The organism is Nocardiopsis chromatogenes YIM 90109, from assembly GCF_000341185.1.
Taxonomy (GTDB): Bacteria; Actinomycetota; Actinomycetes; order Streptosporangiales; family Streptosporangiaceae; genus Nocardiopsis_A; species Nocardiopsis_A chromatogenes.
The window spans coordinates 1-14,898 of the sequence record NZ_ANBH01000105.1 but is presented as its reverse complement, the minus strand read 5'-3'; the positions used below and the strand labels follow the sequence as shown (position 1 = coordinate 14,898).

The 14,898-nt window shown below is 76.3% G+C and carries 14 protein-coding genes; 13 read left to right on the top strand and 1 reads right to left on the bottom strand.

Features of this window, described 5'->3' with window-relative positions; genetic code table 11:
• The first annotated feature begins 61 nt into the window (after positions 1 to 61).
• The 6 genes from D476_RS0110380 (at position 62) to D476_RS0110355 (ending at position 7,914) form a co-directional block, all read left to right on the top strand.
• Complete coding sequence (locus tag D476_RS0110380) at positions 62 to 2,338, top strand: LLM class flavin-dependent oxidoreductase (protein WP_017623885.1); 2,277 nt, start codon at positions 62 to 64, stop codon at positions 2,336 to 2,338.
• 147 nt (positions 2,339 to 2,485) lie between these two features.
• Positions 2,486 to 2,902 (top strand): SRPBCC family protein, encoded by a 417-nt coding sequence (locus D476_RS0110375; protein WP_017623884.1) that lies wholly within the window; start codon positions 2,486 to 2,488, stop codon positions 2,900 to 2,902.
• Positions 2,903 to 3,037: 135 nt separating this feature from the next.
• Positions 3,038 to 4,051: a zinc-binding dehydrogenase gene (locus D476_RS0110370; protein ID WP_020380448.1), complete on the top strand. Its 1,014-nt coding sequence runs from the start codon at positions 3,038 to 3,040 to the stop codon at positions 4,049 to 4,051.
• Positions 4,052 to 4,843: 792 nt separating this feature from the next.
• Positions 4,844 to 6,547 (top strand): nitroreductase/quinone reductase family protein, encoded by a 1,704-nt coding sequence (locus D476_RS35555; protein ID WP_449289399.1) that lies wholly within the window; start codon positions 4,844 to 4,846, stop codon positions 6,545 to 6,547.
• Positions 6,548 to 6,572: 25 nt separating this feature from the next.
• On the top strand, positions 6,573 to 6,755 hold the full coding sequence (locus tag D476_RS38885) for a hypothetical protein (RefSeq protein WP_017623881.1): 183 nt from the start codon (positions 6,573 to 6,575) through the stop codon (positions 6,753 to 6,755).
• A 55-nt stretch (positions 6,756 to 6,810) separates the two neighbouring features.
• Complete coding sequence (locus D476_RS0110355) at positions 6,811 to 7,914, top strand: pirin family protein (protein WP_017623880.1); 1,104 nt, start codon at positions 6,811 to 6,813, stop codon at positions 7,912 to 7,914.
• 19 nt (positions 7,915 to 7,933) lie between these two features.
• Here the strand turns inward: D476_RS0110355 and D476_RS0110350 are convergent, their stop codons facing one another.
• Complete coding sequence (locus tag D476_RS0110350) at positions 7,934 to 8,851, bottom strand: TetR/AcrR family transcriptional regulator (RefSeq protein ID WP_017623879.1); 918 nt, start codon at positions 8,849 to 8,851, stop codon at positions 7,934 to 7,936.
• A 123-nt stretch (positions 8,852 to 8,974) separates the two neighbouring features.
• Between D476_RS0110350 and D476_RS0110345 the strand changes: the two genes are divergently transcribed.
• The 7 genes from D476_RS0110345 (at position 8,975) to D476_RS32825 (ending at position 14,708) form a co-directional block, all read left to right on the top strand.
• Positions 8,975 to 9,718: a GTP cyclohydrolase II gene (locus D476_RS0110345; RefSeq protein WP_017623878.1), complete on the top strand. Its 744-nt coding sequence runs from the start codon at positions 8,975 to 8,977 to the stop codon at positions 9,716 to 9,718.
• On the top strand, positions 9,711 to 10,550 hold the full coding sequence (locus tag D476_RS0110340; RefSeq protein WP_017623877.1) for an inositol monophosphatase family protein: 840 nt from the start codon (positions 9,711 to 9,713) through the stop codon (positions 10,548 to 10,550). The genes D476_RS0110345 and D476_RS0110340 overlap by 8 nt, the downstream gene beginning before the upstream one ends.
• A complete protein-coding gene (locus D476_RS0110335; RefSeq protein WP_017623876.1) occupies positions 10,537 to 11,325 on the top strand; it encodes a CDP-alcohol phosphatidyltransferase family protein in 789 nt (262 codons plus the stop codon). The genes D476_RS0110340 and D476_RS0110335 overlap by 14 nt, the downstream gene beginning before the upstream one ends.
• A 4-nt stretch (positions 11,326 to 11,329) precedes the next feature.
• Positions 11,330 to 12,304 (top strand): zinc-dependent alcohol dehydrogenase, encoded by a 975-nt coding sequence (locus D476_RS0110330; RefSeq protein ID WP_017623875.1) that lies wholly within the window; start codon positions 11,330 to 11,332, stop codon positions 12,302 to 12,304.
• A 73-nt stretch (positions 12,305 to 12,377) separates the two neighbouring features.
• Complete coding sequence (locus tag D476_RS0110325) at positions 12,378 to 12,776, top strand: 6-pyruvoyl trahydropterin synthase family protein (RefSeq protein WP_017623874.1); 399 nt, start codon at positions 12,378 to 12,380, stop codon at positions 12,774 to 12,776.
• A complete protein-coding gene (locus D476_RS0110320) occupies positions 12,773 to 13,882 on the top strand; it encodes a glycosyltransferase family 4 protein (RefSeq protein WP_017623873.1) in 1,110 nt (369 codons plus the stop codon). Before D476_RS0110325 ends, D476_RS0110320 begins: the two co-directional genes overlap by 4 nt.
• A 22-nt stretch (positions 13,883 to 13,904) precedes the next feature.
• Positions 13,905 to 14,708 carry a methyltransferase domain-containing protein gene (locus D476_RS32825; RefSeq protein WP_083939476.1) on the top strand — a complete coding sequence of 268 codons (804 nt, stop codon included), beginning with the start codon at positions 13,905 to 13,907 and terminating at the stop codon, positions 14,706 to 14,708.
• The last annotated feature ends 190 nt before the right edge of the window (positions 14,709 to 14,898 follow it).

Genomic DNA, 14,898 nt, shown 5'->3' with positions numbered 1-14,898 from the left:
TGCTGTGCATATCATCTGACCGACAACATATGTGAGCGCTGCGCCGGAGGGACCCGCCACCATGGCCGACTATGGGCACGAACCGCTCCTCGGCACGTTCCTGACGCCGGACGCCGCCGACCCCGGGGGCGTCATCGAGCGCGCGCGGGCCACCGAGCGCGCCGGGCTGGACTACGCCACCTTCCAGGACCACCCGTACCAGGCGCGGTTCCTGGACAGCTGGACCCTGCTGAACTGGGTCGCCGCCGCGACCGAGCGCCTGCGCGTGGCCCCCAACGTGCTCAGCCTCCCGCTGCGCCCGCCCGCCGTCGCCGCGCGCGCCGCCGCCTCCCTCGACCTGCTCTCGGAGGGCCGCCTGGAACTGGGCGTGGGCGCCGGCGCCTTCTGGGACGGCATCGCCGCCATGGGCGGCCGGAAGCTGACGCCCGGCCAGGCCGTCGGCGCCTTGGGCGAGGCCATCGACGTCATGCGCGGTGTGTGGGACGCGGACGCGCGCGGCGGCGTCCGCGTCGACGGCGAGCACCACACGGTCCTGGGGGCCAAGCGCGGGCCGCGCCCCGCCCACGACATCGGCGTCTGGGTCGGGGCGTACAAGCCGCGGATGCTGCGCCTGACCGCCCGCAAGGCCGACGGGTGGCTGCCCTCGATGGCGTACGCGGACGAGGCGGCCCTGATCGAGGGCAACCGCGTCATCGACGAGGCCGCGGCCGAGGCGGGGCGCGACCCGCGCGAGGTGCGGCGCCTGCTGAACATCAACGGCGCCATCGGCGCGCGCTCGGCCGGGTTCCTCCAGGGCCCGCCGGAGCAGTGGGTCGAACAGCTCCTGCCCTACGTTCTGGAACACGGGTTCAGCGCCTTCTTCCTGGCCACCGACGACCCCGGCCAGATCGCCCGGTTCGGCGAGGAGGTCGCGCCCGCGCTGCGCGAGGCCGCCGCCCGGGAGCGCGCGGCGGCCGGGACGGCCGTGGGCGGGCGTACCTCCACCGCGTCGGCCGCGCGCCGGGGCGGCATCGACTACGACGCCGTCCCCGACGGGCTCAGGGACGCGGCGGTGGAGCCGGGCGACCGCGAGTACCCGCGAGTGCGGCACAACTACATGAGGCCCGGGGCGCCGGGACTGGTCCTGCGCCCGGCGACGGCCGACCAGGTGGGCGAGGCGCTGCTCTATGCGCGCGAGCAGAAGGCCCCCATGGCCGTGCGCAGCGCCGGACACGGCATCAGCGGGCGCTCGGTAGGCGACGGCGACGTGGTCGTCGACCTGTCGGCGCTGGACGGCGTGGAGGTGCTGGACCGCCGGTCGCGCACCGTTCGAGTGGGCGCGGGCGCGCGCTGGGGCGCGGTCGCCGAGCGCCTCGCTCGCGAGGGTCTGGCCGTCAGCTCCGGCGACCACGGCGGCGTGGGCGTCGGCGGGCTCGCCACCACCGGCGGCGTCGGGTGGATGTCGCGGTCCCAGGGCCTGACCATCGACCGGGTACGTGCGGTGGACGCGGTGCTGGCCGACGGCACGCAGGTGCGGGCCTCCCAGGACGAGAACCCCGACCTGTTCTGGGCCATGCGCGGGGCGGGCGGCAACTTCGCGGTCGCGACCTCTTTCGAGATCGAGGCCGCGGAGGTCGGCGACATCGTCTTCGCCGACTTCGCCGTGGACGCCGCGCGCACCCCCGACGTGCTGCGGCGGTGGGGCGCAGCGGTGGAGGCCGCTCCGCGCGAGGCGACCAGCTTCCTGATGCTGCTGCCCGCGCGCGGCGGCCAGGGGCCGCTGGCACGCTTCCAGGTCGCCTACGCGGGCGACGACGTCGAGGCGGCCAAGCGCGCGCTCGAACCCTTCCTGGACGTGGGCCCGGTGCTCGACCAGCAGGCCGTCCTGACCCCGTATCCGGCGGTCCTGGTGGCCCCGCACGGGCCCCACACCGGCGGGGGAGGCGAACCGGTCATGCGCTCGGCGCTGGTGGAGCACTTCACCGACGCCTCGGCCGCCGGGCTGGCCCGCGTGCTGTCCTCCGGGCAGACCATGGCGGTGCAGATCCGGGCGGTCGGCGGGGCGGTGAACGACGTCGCCCCTGAGGCCACGGCCTATGCGCACCGGCACCAGAATTTCTCGGTGGCCGCGCTCGGCGCCCTGGCCCACGCCCCCGCCCTGGACGCCGCATGGGAGGGGTTCCTGCCCTTCACCGACGGCATGTACCTGAGCTTCGAGACCGGATCCGGCCCCGGCCTGCTGGAGCGCGCCTTCCCCGGGCCAGTGCTGGAGCGGCTGCGCGAGCTGAAGGCCGTGTACGACCCTGACCAGGTCTTCGACCGCAACCTGCCGATCCCCCCGGCGGACCGGACCGCCTGATCCGGCGCCCCGGTCCGCCGCGTGCCCGCCGGTCCGCCATGGGCGGTGGACCGGCCGCCGCCCATGGCGGTCGACGCCGCCGGGGCGGACAATGGTGTGACGACGACGGGACCCGGCCGTGTCCGGTGGGAAGGCGGTCGAAAGGCGATGCGATACGAGACCACGAGGCAGATCGCGGCGCGGCCGGAGGAGGTCTGGCCGGTGCTGACCGATGTCGAGCGCTGGCCCGAATGGTCGCCCACGGTGTCCTCCGTCCGGGCACTGGACGGCGGGACGATGCGCCTGGGAGCGCGCTACCGGCTGGTCCAGCGGCGAACGCCCCCGGCCGTGTGGTCGGTCACCGTGTTCGCCCCCGGGCGCGAGTTCACCTGGGACACCCGGTTCCTCGGGGCCCGGATGACCGCCGAGCACCATCTGGACGCCGCCGACGGGGCCACGCGCGTGCGCCTGGTGCTGTCCCTGGAGGGCCGCGCGGCACCCGTGCTGGCGTCCATCGTGGGGGCGCGGATGCGCAGATTCGTGGACATCGAGGCGACCGCGCTGAAGTGGCGCTGCGAGCCGTGAGGCGGCCCGAGGTCCCCGGGGCTCCCCGTTCGCCCCGCCCGCAGGGTTGACCTCAAGTCAACTTGAGGAGTGAGAGTGGTGCCCACGCCCTCCCGGAACGGCCGGGAGGGCACGACCCGGAAGGGGAGTGGCGCCATGCGCGCGGTGCGAGTGGAGCGGTTCGGCGGCCCCGAGGTGCTGGTCCCCGCGGAGGTCCCGGCGCCCCGGCCCGGGGCGGGCGAGGTGGTGGTCGGCGTCGAGGCCGCCGACGTCATCTTCCTCGACACCCAACTGCGGGCCGGCTGGGGCAAGGAGTTCTTCGCCCTGGAGCCGCCCTACGTCGCGGGAGGCGGCGTCGTCGGCACGGTGGCCTCGGTGGGCGAGGGAGTCGACCCCGCCCTGGTGGGACGGCGGGTGCTCAGCAGCACCGGCGAACGGTCCCCGGAGACCGGGCGCACCCTCGCCCCTCAGGACGGGTACGCCGAGTACGCCGCCGCACCGGCCCTCAGCGTGACGGAGGTGCCGGACGGGGGCGACGGCGAGCAGGCGCTGGCCCTCCTGTCCGACGGGGTCACCGCCCAGCTCATCGCCGACACGGTGGCCCCAAGGCGAGGGGAGACGGTCGTGGTCGCCGCCGCTGCCGGAGGGCTCGGGTCGATTCTGGTGCAGCTGGCGCACGCGGCCGGCGCCCGCGTGATCGGGGCGGCGCGCGGGGAGCGCAAGCGCGCCTGGGCCGCCGAGCAGGGGGCCGAGCACACCGTCGACTACTCCGAGGAGGGGTGGACCGACCGGGTCCTGGAGCTGACCGGCGGGGCCGGGGCCGACGTCGTGCTCGACGGTGCGGGCGGCGCCCTGGGGACCGCCGCCTTCTCCCTCACCAAGGAGGGAGGCCGGTTCGTGGGCTACGGCGCCTCGGGCGGCGACTTCGCCGACATCGACCGCGACCGGGCCGAGGAGCGCGGGATCCGCGCGTTGTCGCTCCTGGAGCTGCCCGCCCTGGACGGCGCCAAGGATCGCCGCCTCCTCCAGCGGCTGCTGGACAAGGTGGAGCAGGGCGAGATCTCCCCGAAGGTCGGGCAGGTGTTCCCCTTGGAGAAGGCGCAGGACGCACACCGCGCCCTCGCCGAGCGCGCGACGCTCGGCAAGACCTTGCTGCGGGTGAACGGCTGACTTGGAGGGAGAAGGGGTGGGCGGAGCGGACGCACCGCCCACCCCTTCGGCATCCGCGTGTAGGGGCCGGACGTGCCCCCTGTCCAGAGGAGGGCGGAGGTCGGCGGCATGAGCGGGGCGGTCGGCCCGGAGCCGGTGTTCCGGGCGGTACGGGCGTTTCGGGGGGACGGGGGCGGTGGTTCCGCCACTCGATCGGTCTGGAAAGGACCATGTCGCCATCCTCGATTCCCGCACCGCCCGTCCTGTGGCCGGCGCGCCGGAATGCGGTGTGCCGGGGGGCATGCCCGCCAGGAACACGAGCGTCCGCTCGCCTGGACCGCGAGGGGCCCGGCGCCCTGCTCCGGCCGTCGCTGCCTTTCCACACGGCACTCCGGCAGCCGTCCGTCCGGCCGGGCCCGCGAGCGGGGTAGCTGCCGTGCCGTCGTCTCCGGTCGCCTTGGCCATCGGCGCGCCCGCCGTCCGACTGCGACGGACCGAGGGGATACCGCCCCCTCCACCTGCGGGCTTGACGCCCCGCCGCTCCAGGGATTGAATGACGGGCGTGCCGTGTGGCGCCGCAGCGACGAAGGCGGTGGCCGGGCGGCACCCGACCCTGGAGAGATGCCGTGATGGAAGCACGCTTCTGCGGACTGATCTAGCGCTCGGCGCCGCATGACTCCGCGCCCGTCGGCCTTCCTGTCCGGCGCGTGAGCTAGGCGCCCCCTTCTCCGCCGCATCGACGGCGACCCGTATTCGACGTGGTCTCCGCGTGCCCGTGCGCTCCTGGGATGCCCGCCATCCGTTCCCACGCGTGTGCGGAGACACCCCTGTCCGCTTTTGCGCGCACCCCGTGACCGGGTGTGCGCCGTTCATCCGTGCATTCAAGGAGATGCCGCCATCACCACCGACTTCAACCAGCAGGTCATCGACGAGTACCGCGCCACCCAGGGGCGCCTGTCCGGGCCGTTCGCCAAGGCCCGCCTGCTGCTGCTGACCACGACCGGGGCCCGCACCGGGCTCCCGCGCACCACCCCGCTGGGGTACCTCAACGACGACGCCGGCCGGGTCTTCGTCATCGCGTCGGCCGGGGGCTCCCCGCGCCACCCGGCCTGGTACCGCAACCTGCTCGCCGAGCCCCGCGTGACCGTGGAGAACGGCCCCTTCACCTTCACCGCCGACGCCGAGGTGCTGGAGGGGGAGGAGCGTGACCGCGTCTTCGCCCGCGCCGTCGAGGCCGACCGGGGCTGGGGCGCCTACCAGGAGCAGTCGGGCCGCACGCTGCCCGTGGTGGCGCTGAACCCCGTCGAGGGGGGCCCAACGGGCGACCCGGCCGCCGGAGACTTCCTCGTGGCGGTGCACAACGCCTTCCGCCGGGAGCTGGAGCTGATCCGCGACGAGGTCGCAGCCACCGGCACCGCCGCCCTCGGGGCCCAGCTCCGCATCAACTGCCTGATGGTCTGCCAGGGGCTGCGGCACCACCACGCCCAGGAGGATGAGGGCGTCCTCCCGGCCGTGGCGGCCGCGCGGCCGGACCTGGCGCCGGTCGTCGAGCGCCTGAGCTCCGAGCACGCCCGCGTCGCCGAACTGCTGGCGGCGCTGCACGAGCGCGTCTCCGGCGGCGACCCCGACACCGCGGCCGTGCTGGCCGACGTCGACCGCCTCACCGCCGACCTGCTCGCCCACCTGGACTACGAGGAACGGGAGCTGGTGCCGCTGCTCAACGCCGGGGTCGGGGAGCCGGTCGCCGACGCAGAGGCGGACGCACAGGACACCGGGGACACCGGAGCCGCCGGGGACAACGCGGAGGCCGGCCGCCCGCGCCCCGACACCGAGCGCGTGCGCGCCACCGACCGCGAGCGCGAGGAGGTGCGCGCGCTCATGACCGGCGGCGCCCTGTTCGGCGTCGCCGTACCCGGATCGGCCCGCACCGAGCCGCTGCTGGCCGACACCGGCGGCGTCCCGTGCGACTGGGTCGACGCCGACGGGGCCGGGCTCGGCGCCGGTGCGGTCCTGTACGTGCACGGCGGGGGCTTCGAGTTCGAGCAGCCCCAGGCCGAGCGCGTCATGGCCCACCGCCTCTCCTCCGCCGCGGGCCGCCCCGCCCTGCGGGCAGGCTACCGCCTGGCGCCCGCGCACCCGTTCCCCGCTGCGGTGGAGGACGTGATCGCCGTGTACCGCTCCCTGGTCGCCCAGGGGGTGCCGCCCGGGCGCACCGTCTTCGCCGGGGAGTCCGCCGGAGGCACGCTGGTGCTGTCGGCGCTGCTGATGCTCAAGGAGGCGGGCGAGGCCCTGCCCGCGGGGGCGGTGGCGGTCTCGCCGGTCACCGACTTCGCGGCCGAGGGCGGCTCCCGGGTGCGCAACGACGGCCGGGACCTGGTCCCCGCAGGGCTGATGACCCACATCGGCCCCGGGTACCTGAACGGCGCCCCGGCCGACGCGGCGCCGCAGTCGCCCCTGTACGGGGACCTGTCCGGGCTCCCGCCNCGCCCCCCCGCCGCTACTGCTGGCGGCGGGTGAGGACGAGCTGCTGCTCGACGACTCCGTGCGGTTCGCCGAGGCCGCCGCCGAGCAGGGGACCCGGGTCGCGCTCGACCTCTACGAGGGCATGCCGCACGTGCCGCACATGCCCGTGCTCGCCGAGGAGCCCCGCCTCAAGACGGCCGAGACCTTCCTCGACCGCCTCGCCGTGTGGGTGCGCGGCCTGGAGGGCGGGCAGGGCGGCTGATCTCCGCTCCGCGTGGAGCCTGGGCGGCGGCCCGGGCCCGGTTTACGGTGGTGCGGTGAGCAATGTCGAGACCCGCCCCTCCGAGCAGACCGTGTGCGCCCCGGGCACCGCGCCCGGGGCGCCGGGGCCCGCCCTGCCACCGGCGCCCCCGGCCGCCGAGCCCGACATCGAGCTCCTCGCGCCACGCGAGGTGCCCCTCGGCGGGCCGCGCGCCATGCCGGTGCAGCGGAGCCTGCCCAACCGTGAGCGCCGCATGGTCGGGGCGTGGTGCTTCGCCGACTTCTACGGGCCCTCCGACGTCGCCGACGGGCCCGGTATGCAGGTCCCGCCCCACCCCCACACCGGCCTGCAGACGGTGAGCTGGCTGCTCGAAGGGGAGGTGGCCCACAAGGACAGCCTGGGCGGCGACCGCACGGTGCGCCCCGGGGAGCTCAACCTCATGACCGCCGGGCGCGGCATCGCCCACTCCGAGCGCTCGCCGGAGGAGCGGCCCTCGATCCTGCACGGCGTGCAGCTGTGGGTGGCCCAGCCCGAGGCCGACCGCGACGGCCCCGCCGCGTTCGCACACCACGCCGACCTTCCCGACCTGCAGAGCGCCGCGGGCACCGTGCGCCTGATCGCCGGGGAGATGGCGGGGGAGACGTCTCCGGCGCGGTTCTTCTCGCCCCTGCTGGGGGCCGAGGCGGTGCTGGTGGGGGACGGCCCGCTGCGCCTGCCCCTGGAGCCGGAGTTCGAGCACGCGGTGCTGTCCCTCATCGGCCCGGTGAGCGCCGAAGGGTGCGACATCCCGGTGGGGTCGGTGCTCTACCTGGGGCGGGGGCGCAGGGAGCTGGTCCTGAACGGGCACCGGGGGTCGCGCGCGCTCCTGATCGGAGGGACCCCCTTTGAAGAGGACCTCGTCATGTTCTGGAACTTCGTGGGGCGCAGCCATGAGGAGATCGTGGCCGCGCGCGAGGCCTGGGAAGAGGAACGGGCCGCACAGCGCGCGGATCGGCCGGAAGAGGACGGCGGCGGCGCCCCCGGGCCCGGAGGGCCCGGTGCGGGGACGCCCGGCTCCGAGCGCTTCGGGGCGGTTCCCGGAGACGGCGGGGACCCTCTGCCCGCACCCGCCCTTCCCAACGCGCACTTGCGGCCCCGGTCCAGGTACAAGCGCACGTGAGGGCGGTTCCGCGCCCGGGCTAGCCCTCGTCGTCGGCCCCGGGCCCGGCCTCCCCCGCGTCCCCGGTGTCGGCGCCGTCGAGCAGGCCGCCGCCCTCGGTCAGCACGCGCCGCACCTCCTCGATGCGGGCGTCGTCGAACTCGACCCGGGGGTCGGGCTCCAGGAAGGCGGTGGCGACCGAGGCGAGCGCGAGCGCGGGCAGCGACCAGTCGGTCCCGCCGGGCACGCCGAGCGCGTCGGTGTGCACCGTCTGGCTGGACAGCACGGGGGTGGTGGGCGCCATCACCACCATGCCGCGCACGGTGGCCCCCGCGATCGCGGCCAGCGCCTCGAACCCCGCCCCCAGCCCGGGGCGCAGGCGCAGCCCGAGCAGCGCGGCGCACTGTTCGTAGAAGGCGGCCAGCCGGGAGGCGAACCGGCGCTCGGACTCGGCCAGGGCCAGGCGCACCCGCTCGCGGAAGCCGCTCTCGGGCAGGCTCAGGAACGTGGCGTGCAGGGCCAGGTAGGTGCGCCACTCGGGCGAGTTCAGGAACGTCTCCAGCTCGCGGGGCGCGCCCCGGCGCAGCACCTCGGCGGCCACCCCCACGCGCTGGGACGGGACGCGGAGGCGGTCGAGGTGCTCCAGCACCGTCCGCTCGACGCCGCGCACCGCCTCGGGGTTGCTCCCCCCGACGGCCGGGCTCGCCCCGCGCGCCAGCTCCAGCAGCAGGTCGCTGAAGAACAGGTCCTTGTAGGGCCAGCGGCGGTAGACCGCGCTGCGGGAGACGCCCGCGTCGCGGATGACGTCCTCGAAGCTGATGTGGTCCAGGCCCACGGTCAGGCCGGCGCCGTTGACCTGCTCGACGGCGGCCCGGAGCATGCGCCGCTCGGTCTCGGTGTCGGACAGGCGGCGCCGCCGCCGTGTCGGTCCCGCGTCCTCCGGGGGGTGCCCGCTCATGGATCCGTCCTTGGGATACGATGTCTCAAATTCCGAATATCAGGCCCATTCTATTGCGCGACGCGCGTGAACGCGCGGGGCCGGACCGCCCCCGGCGGTCCACCCGCCGGCGAGGGGAGAAGGATGCCTGACCACGACGCCGCACCCGGCGCTGACCGGCCCCTGGAGACCGCCGAGTCGGAACTGGCCACCCGCCGCGGCCCCTTCCGGGCCGTGGCCTTCCGCGACCCGGAGGAGGGCGGCGAGCACCTGGCACTGGTGCGCGGTCCGGTCTCCGGGGGCGGGCCGGTGCTGGCCCGCGTCCACTCCGAGTGCCTGACCGGGGACGTCTTCGGCGCCACCCGGTGCGAGTGCGGCGAACAGCTCGACGCCGCCCTGGAGGCGATCGCGGCCGAGGGGCGCGGCGTGCTGGTCTACATGCGCGGGCACGAGGGCCGCGGCATCGGCCTGCTCGCCAAGGTGCGCACCCACATCCTCCAGGACGAGCAGGGCCTGGACACCGTCGACTCGGCCACCTTCCTGGGGTTCCCCGTCGACGTGCGCGACTACCGCCCGGCCGCGCGCGTCCTGCGGCACCTGGGGGTGGGGGCGGTGCGCCTGATGTCGAACAACCCCGACAAGGTGGCGGCGCTGGAGGCGCACGGCGTCCCGGTGGCCGCACGCGTGCCGCTGCTGGCCCCCGCGCACAGCGGCAACATCGCCTACCTCACCGCCAAGCGCGACCGCCTCGGCCACGACCTTCCGCAGCTCGACGGCGGGGCCGACGGTGCGGTCGACGGCGCGGGCGCGGGCGAGGCGCCCAGCGGCCCCAACGGGCACGGCGGACCCGACGGCGCGGCGCGCGCGACGGGGGGCCGCCGTGGATGAGAACGGCGGTGGCCGGGGAGCCCGGACCCCGGACACGCGGGGCGCCGACCTGCTCCCGGTCGCGCGCGAGGCCGCGGCCCTGGCCCGGCGGATCATCGCCGAGCGCGCCCCGCGCTCGGTCTCGGCCAAGGGCGACCGCGACATGGTGACCGACGTCGACCTGGCCGTGGAGGAGGCGCTGCGGGAATTCCTGGGGCGGGAGACGCCCGGCCTGGGCGTGCTCGGCGAGGAGGGCGGGCGCACCGGCGGGGAGAGCGGCGCGCCCTACTGGGTGGTCGACCCCGTCGACGGCACCGCCAACCTGGCCCGCGGCATCCCGCTGTGCGGGGCGACCGTCGCGCTGGTCCAGGGGAGCACGGCAGTGGCGGCCGCGATCGACTTCCCCTTTCTGGACACCGCGTACGCGGCGGCGGCAGGGGTAGGGGCCTACTGCGGGGACCAGCGGCTGCGCGTGTCCGGAACCGCCGAGGAGGCGGCCGCCCTGGTGTCGGTCGGCGACTTCGCGGTGGGACCGGGCGCCGAGGCCAGGAACCGCGTCCGCCTGGACCTGCTGGGGCGGCTGGGCGCCCGGGTGCAGCGCATCCGGATGCTCGGCACCGCGGCGGCCGACCTGGCCTGGACCGCGCACGGGCGGCTCGACGCGGCGCTGATCCTGGCCAACCGGCCCTGGGACACCGCGGCAGGGGTGCTGCTGGTGCGCGAGGCGGGAGGGGCCGTCCTCGACCGTGACGGCTCCGAGCACACCGTGGACTCCGAGGCGACGATCGCCGTGGCCCCCGGGGTCCGCGAAGCCTTGATGGCGGAGGTGAAGCGCGCTTATGGGAGTCTGTGAGATCCCCGCCTACGCACGGCCCGCCGCGCCGCCCACGGGGCCGTGGTGCGGGACGGCGCTGGGCGCCCTCGCCCTTCCGGCGCTCTTGGCGCTGATCGCCTCGACCGTCGGCCTGGGCCCTGCGGGCTGGGCGGCGGGGTGCGCCTACGCGCTCGCGCTGTGGGTGCTGCTCGCACGCGGGCTGCGGCGCGACGGCGCGCCCTCGATGCGTCCGGCCGACCGCGTCACCCTGGCGCGCGCGGTGCTGGTGGGCGCGGTCGCCGCCCTGGTGGCCGACGCCGCCTTCGGGCGGCCCGCGCACACGGGGACGTTGGCCGTGATGGCGTCGGTGGCGCTGGCCATGGACGGCCTCGACGGGCCGGTCGCCCGCCGCACGGGGACGGCCTCGCGGCTGGGCGCCCGCTTCGACATGGAGGTCGACGCCTTCCTGATCCTGGTGCTCAGCGTGCACGCCGCGTTCCTCCTCGGGCCGTGGACACTCGCGATCGGCGTGGCGCGCTACGCCTTCGCCGCAGCCGCGCGCACGGCCCCCTGGCTGGGCGGGGAGCTGCCGCCCAGCAACGCGCGCAAGGCGGTGGCGGTCGTGCAGGCGGTGGCGCTGATCGCGGCCGTCAGCGGTGCCCTGCCCCACGGACTCGCGGTCGGGGTCGCGGCGGGGGCACTGGCGCTGCTGGCGTGGTCCTTCGGGCGGGACGTGCTGTGGCTGTGGCGCGCGCGGGACCGGGCGCCGGACGGGGCCGCCCCGGAGAAGGCCCTCTGGCCGAACGGAGGATGAGCACGTGGAGCGCACAGCGCGCGCCTTCTGGGTGACCGCCCCCGGGCACGGCGAGATCCGGTCCGCCGCCCTCCCGGAGCCGAACCCCGGCGATGTCGTCGTCCGCACCCTGTACAGCGGCGTCAGCAGGGGGACCGAGGCGCTCGTGTTCGGCGGCCGCGTCCCCGAAAGCCTCAGGGAGGACATGCGGGCGCCCCACCAGGAGGGCGAGTTCCCCGGCCCGGTCAAGTACGGCTACCTCAACAGCGGCGTCGTCGAGCAGGGGCTGCCCGGGCTCGTCGGACGCGAGGTGTTCTGCCTGTACCCGCACCAGACCCGGTACGTCGTCCCGGCGGACGCCGTCGTCCCGCTGCCGGAGGGGGTACCCGCCCGGCGGGCCGTGCTCGCCGGGGCGGTCGAGACGGCGGTCAACGCCCTGTGGGACGCGGCGCCCCGGGTCGGCGACCGTGTCTGCGTCGTCGGAGCGGGGATGGTGGGCTGCTGCGTGGCGCGGCTGCTGTCCGCCCTGCCCGGGGTGCGGCTGCAGCTCGTGGACACCGACCCGGCGCGGGCGCGGGCCGCCGAACGGCTGGGCGTGCCCTTCGCCGCGCCCGGCGCCGCCGAGGACGGGTGCGACCTGGTCTTCCACGCCAGCGCCTCGGACGAGGGGCTGGCCCTGTCCCTGGGCCTGCTCGGCACCGAAGGCGAGGTGATCGAGCTGAGCTGGTACGGCGACCGGCAGGTGCGCGTCCCGCTGGGCGAGGCGTTCCACCCCCGGAGGCTGGCGGTGCGCTGCAGCCAGGTGGGGCGGGTGTCCCCGGCGCGCAGCGCGCGCAGGACCCTGCGCGACCGCCTGGCCCTCGCGGTGAGCCTGCTCGCCGACCCCGCCTACGACGCGCTCGTCACCGGCGAGAGCCCCTTCGAGGAGCTGCCCGCGACCATGCCGGGCCTGGCCGACGGGCGGATCCCCGCCCTGTGCCACGCCATTGCCTACGCCTGACCGACGACTGCCCCGGCCCCCCGGGGGACCGACCGGGGACCGGGAATGCGTCCCCCTGTGTGAGGAGAGCCCCGTGTTCAATGTCACCGTCCGCGACCACTTCATGGCCGCGCACAGCTTCCGCGGCGACGTCTTCGGGCCCGCCCGGGCCCTGCACGGCGCCACGTTCGTCGTGGACGCCTCCTTCCGCCGCCCCGAGCTGGACGACGACGGGGTCGTCGTCGACATCGGCCTGGCGAGCGCCCGGCTCGGGGAGGTCCTGGCCGACCTGAACTACCGCAACCTCGACGAGGACCCGGCGTTCACGGGCGCCAACACCACCACGGAGTACCTGGCCAAGGTGATCGCCGACCGGCTCGCCGAGCGCATCCGGGCCGGTGAGCTGGGGGAGGGGGCGCGCGGACTCACCGGCCTCCAGGTGACCCTGCACGAGTCCCACGTGGCGTGGGCGGGCTACGAGCGGTCGCTGTGACGGCCGTGAGCGGGTCGGCCTTCGTCATCCCCGGCGGCGCCGCCGACCCGGCGGCGCCGAGCGGGGGAAACGTCTACGACCGGCGCACCCTGGAGGAGCTGGCGCGCGCGGGGCCGCCCGTGCGCCAGGTCCCGGTGGACGGGGAGTGGCCCGACCCCGACGCGGCCGGGCGCGCGCGGCTGGCGGCCGCCCTCGCCGACCTGCCGGACGGCGCCCCGGTGCTGGTGGACGGACTGGTGGCGTGCGGGGTCCCGGACATCGTCGTCCCGGCGGCGGCCCGGCTGCGGCTGGCGGTGCTCGTGCACCTCCCGCTGGCCGACGAGACGGGGACGCCCCCTGGGCGCGCCTCGGCGCTCGAACGCGGGGAGGGAACGGTGCTGCGCGCGGCGGACCTGGTGGTGGCCACCAGCGGCCACGCGGCACAGGACCTCGCCCGGCGCCACGGGCTCGACCCGGCGCGGGTGCACACGGTGGAACCGGGCAGCGACCCCGCGCCCGTGGCGCCGGGCACCGACGGGTCCTCGCGGCTGGTGTGCGTGGCCTCGGTGACCCCGCGCAAAGGGCACGACGTGCTCGTCGAGGCGCTCGCCGCGAACCGGGGGCGCCGATGGGAGTGCGTGTGCGCCGGGCCCGAACCCGCGGACTCTGCCTTCCCCCGTCAGGTGAGGCGGCGGCTCGGCGAGCACGGCCTCACCGGCCGGGTCCGCTTCACCGGCCCCCTGGAGCGACCCGCCCTGGACCGGGTCTACGCCGGGGCCGACCTCGTCCTCCTGCCGTCGCGCGCGGAGACCTTCGGCATGGCCGTGGCCGAAGCGCTGGCGCGGGGCATCCCGGTCGTGGCCAGTACGGCGGGCGCGCTTCCGGCGACGGTCGGGCGACCGGGGGACGGGAGGGCGCCTGGCCTGCTCGTCCCGCCGGACGACGCCCCCGCACTCGCAGCGGCGATCAGACGCTGGCTGGAGGATGCGGCCCTGCGCGAGGAACTGCGCGCCGCCGCGCGTACGAGGAGGGCGGAACTGCGCACCTGGCAGAGCGCGGCCCGGGACATGGCCGCTGTCCTGGAACGGCTCGCAGCCGTCGGCCGGAGACCGGAGGGGGCGCGGTGAGCGTTCCACGGCAGCCNTCGCCCTGCGCGAGCCCGCCGACGCCGCCGCGCGCCACCGAGGCCTGGCCGCCGAGGCCGCGCGGGCACTTCGGCGGCCGGACGCCGACGCGCCGCTCGTCGTCCGCGACCTGGGCGGAGGCACCGGATCGATGGCCCGCTGGCTGGCACCGCTGCTGCCCGGACCGCAGCACTGGGTCGTCTACGACCACGACCCGGGCCTGTTGGAGCGCGCGCGGGCCGCGGGTCCGCGCGCGTCCGCCGACGGGCGTCCGGTGACCGTCGAGACGCGGACGGCCGAGCTGGCGAGCCTGGGAGAGGCCGACCTGCGCGGGGCGGACCTGGTGACCGCCTCGGCGCTGCTGGACCTGTTCACGCGCGGGGAGGTCGAACGGGTGGTCGCGGCGTGCGTCGGCGCGCGCTGCCCGGCCCTGTTCACGCTGTCGGTGAAGGGCAGGGTGGCCCTGACCCCGCAGGAGCCGATGGACCGCGAGATCCAGGAGGCCTTCAACGCGCACCAGCGGCGGATGGCGGGCGGTAGGGCACTGCTGGGCCCGGACGCGTCACAGGCGGCTGCGGAGGCGTTCACCAGGGCGGGGGCGCGCGTCCTCGCCCGGCCCAGCCCGTGGCGCCTGGGAGCCGAGCGGCGCGCGCTGGCGGCCGAGTGGTTGGAGGGGTGGGTGGGCGCGGCCGTGGAGCGGAACCCGGACCTGGCCGCCAAGGCGGGGGCGTACCTGCCCCGCCGCCGCGCCGAGTGCGCGGCCGGCGGCCTTTACGTGGAGGTGGAGCACGAGGACGTCCTTGCACTGCCGCCGGGAGGGGACCGGTGACGAGGAGAGGTGGGAGTCGTCGGGGGATCGCAGTCGGCCACGGGGCGTATGCATGGCCGGGGCGGTTCGACAACGGCGGGCCCAGCAGGTGCCCCGCTCATGGGCCCCACCCGGCCACCCGACCACCAGGCCACCAGGCCACCAGGCCGCCGGGCCGCTCGCGGTCCAGGAATGCAGCGGCCCAGCAGGA

Excerpts from the sequence above, each read along its gene's own strand:
- D476_RS0110380 (WP_017623885.1), top strand. The coding sequence starts at position 62 with ATGGCCGACTATGGGCACGAACCGCTCCTCGGCACGTTCCTGACGCCG.
- D476_RS0110375 (WP_017623884.1), top strand. The coding sequence starts at position 2,486 with ATGCGATACGAGACCACGAGGCAGATCGCGGCGCGGCCGGAGGAGGTC.
- D476_RS0110370 (WP_020380448.1), top strand. The coding sequence starts at position 3,038 with ATGCGCGCGGTGCGAGTGGAGCGGTTCGGCGGCCCCGAGGTGCTGGTC.
- D476_RS0110350 (WP_017623879.1), bottom strand. The coding sequence starts at position 8,851 with ATGAGCGGGCACCCCCCGGAGGACGCGGGACCGACACGGCGGCGGCGC.
- D476_RS0110345 (WP_017623878.1), top strand. The coding sequence starts at position 8,975 with ATGCCTGACCACGACGCCGCACCCGGCGCTGACCGGCCCCTGGAGACC.
- D476_RS0110335 (WP_017623876.1), top strand. The coding sequence starts at position 10,537 with ATGGGAGTCTGTGAGATCCCCGCCTACGCACGGCCCGCCGCGCCGCCC.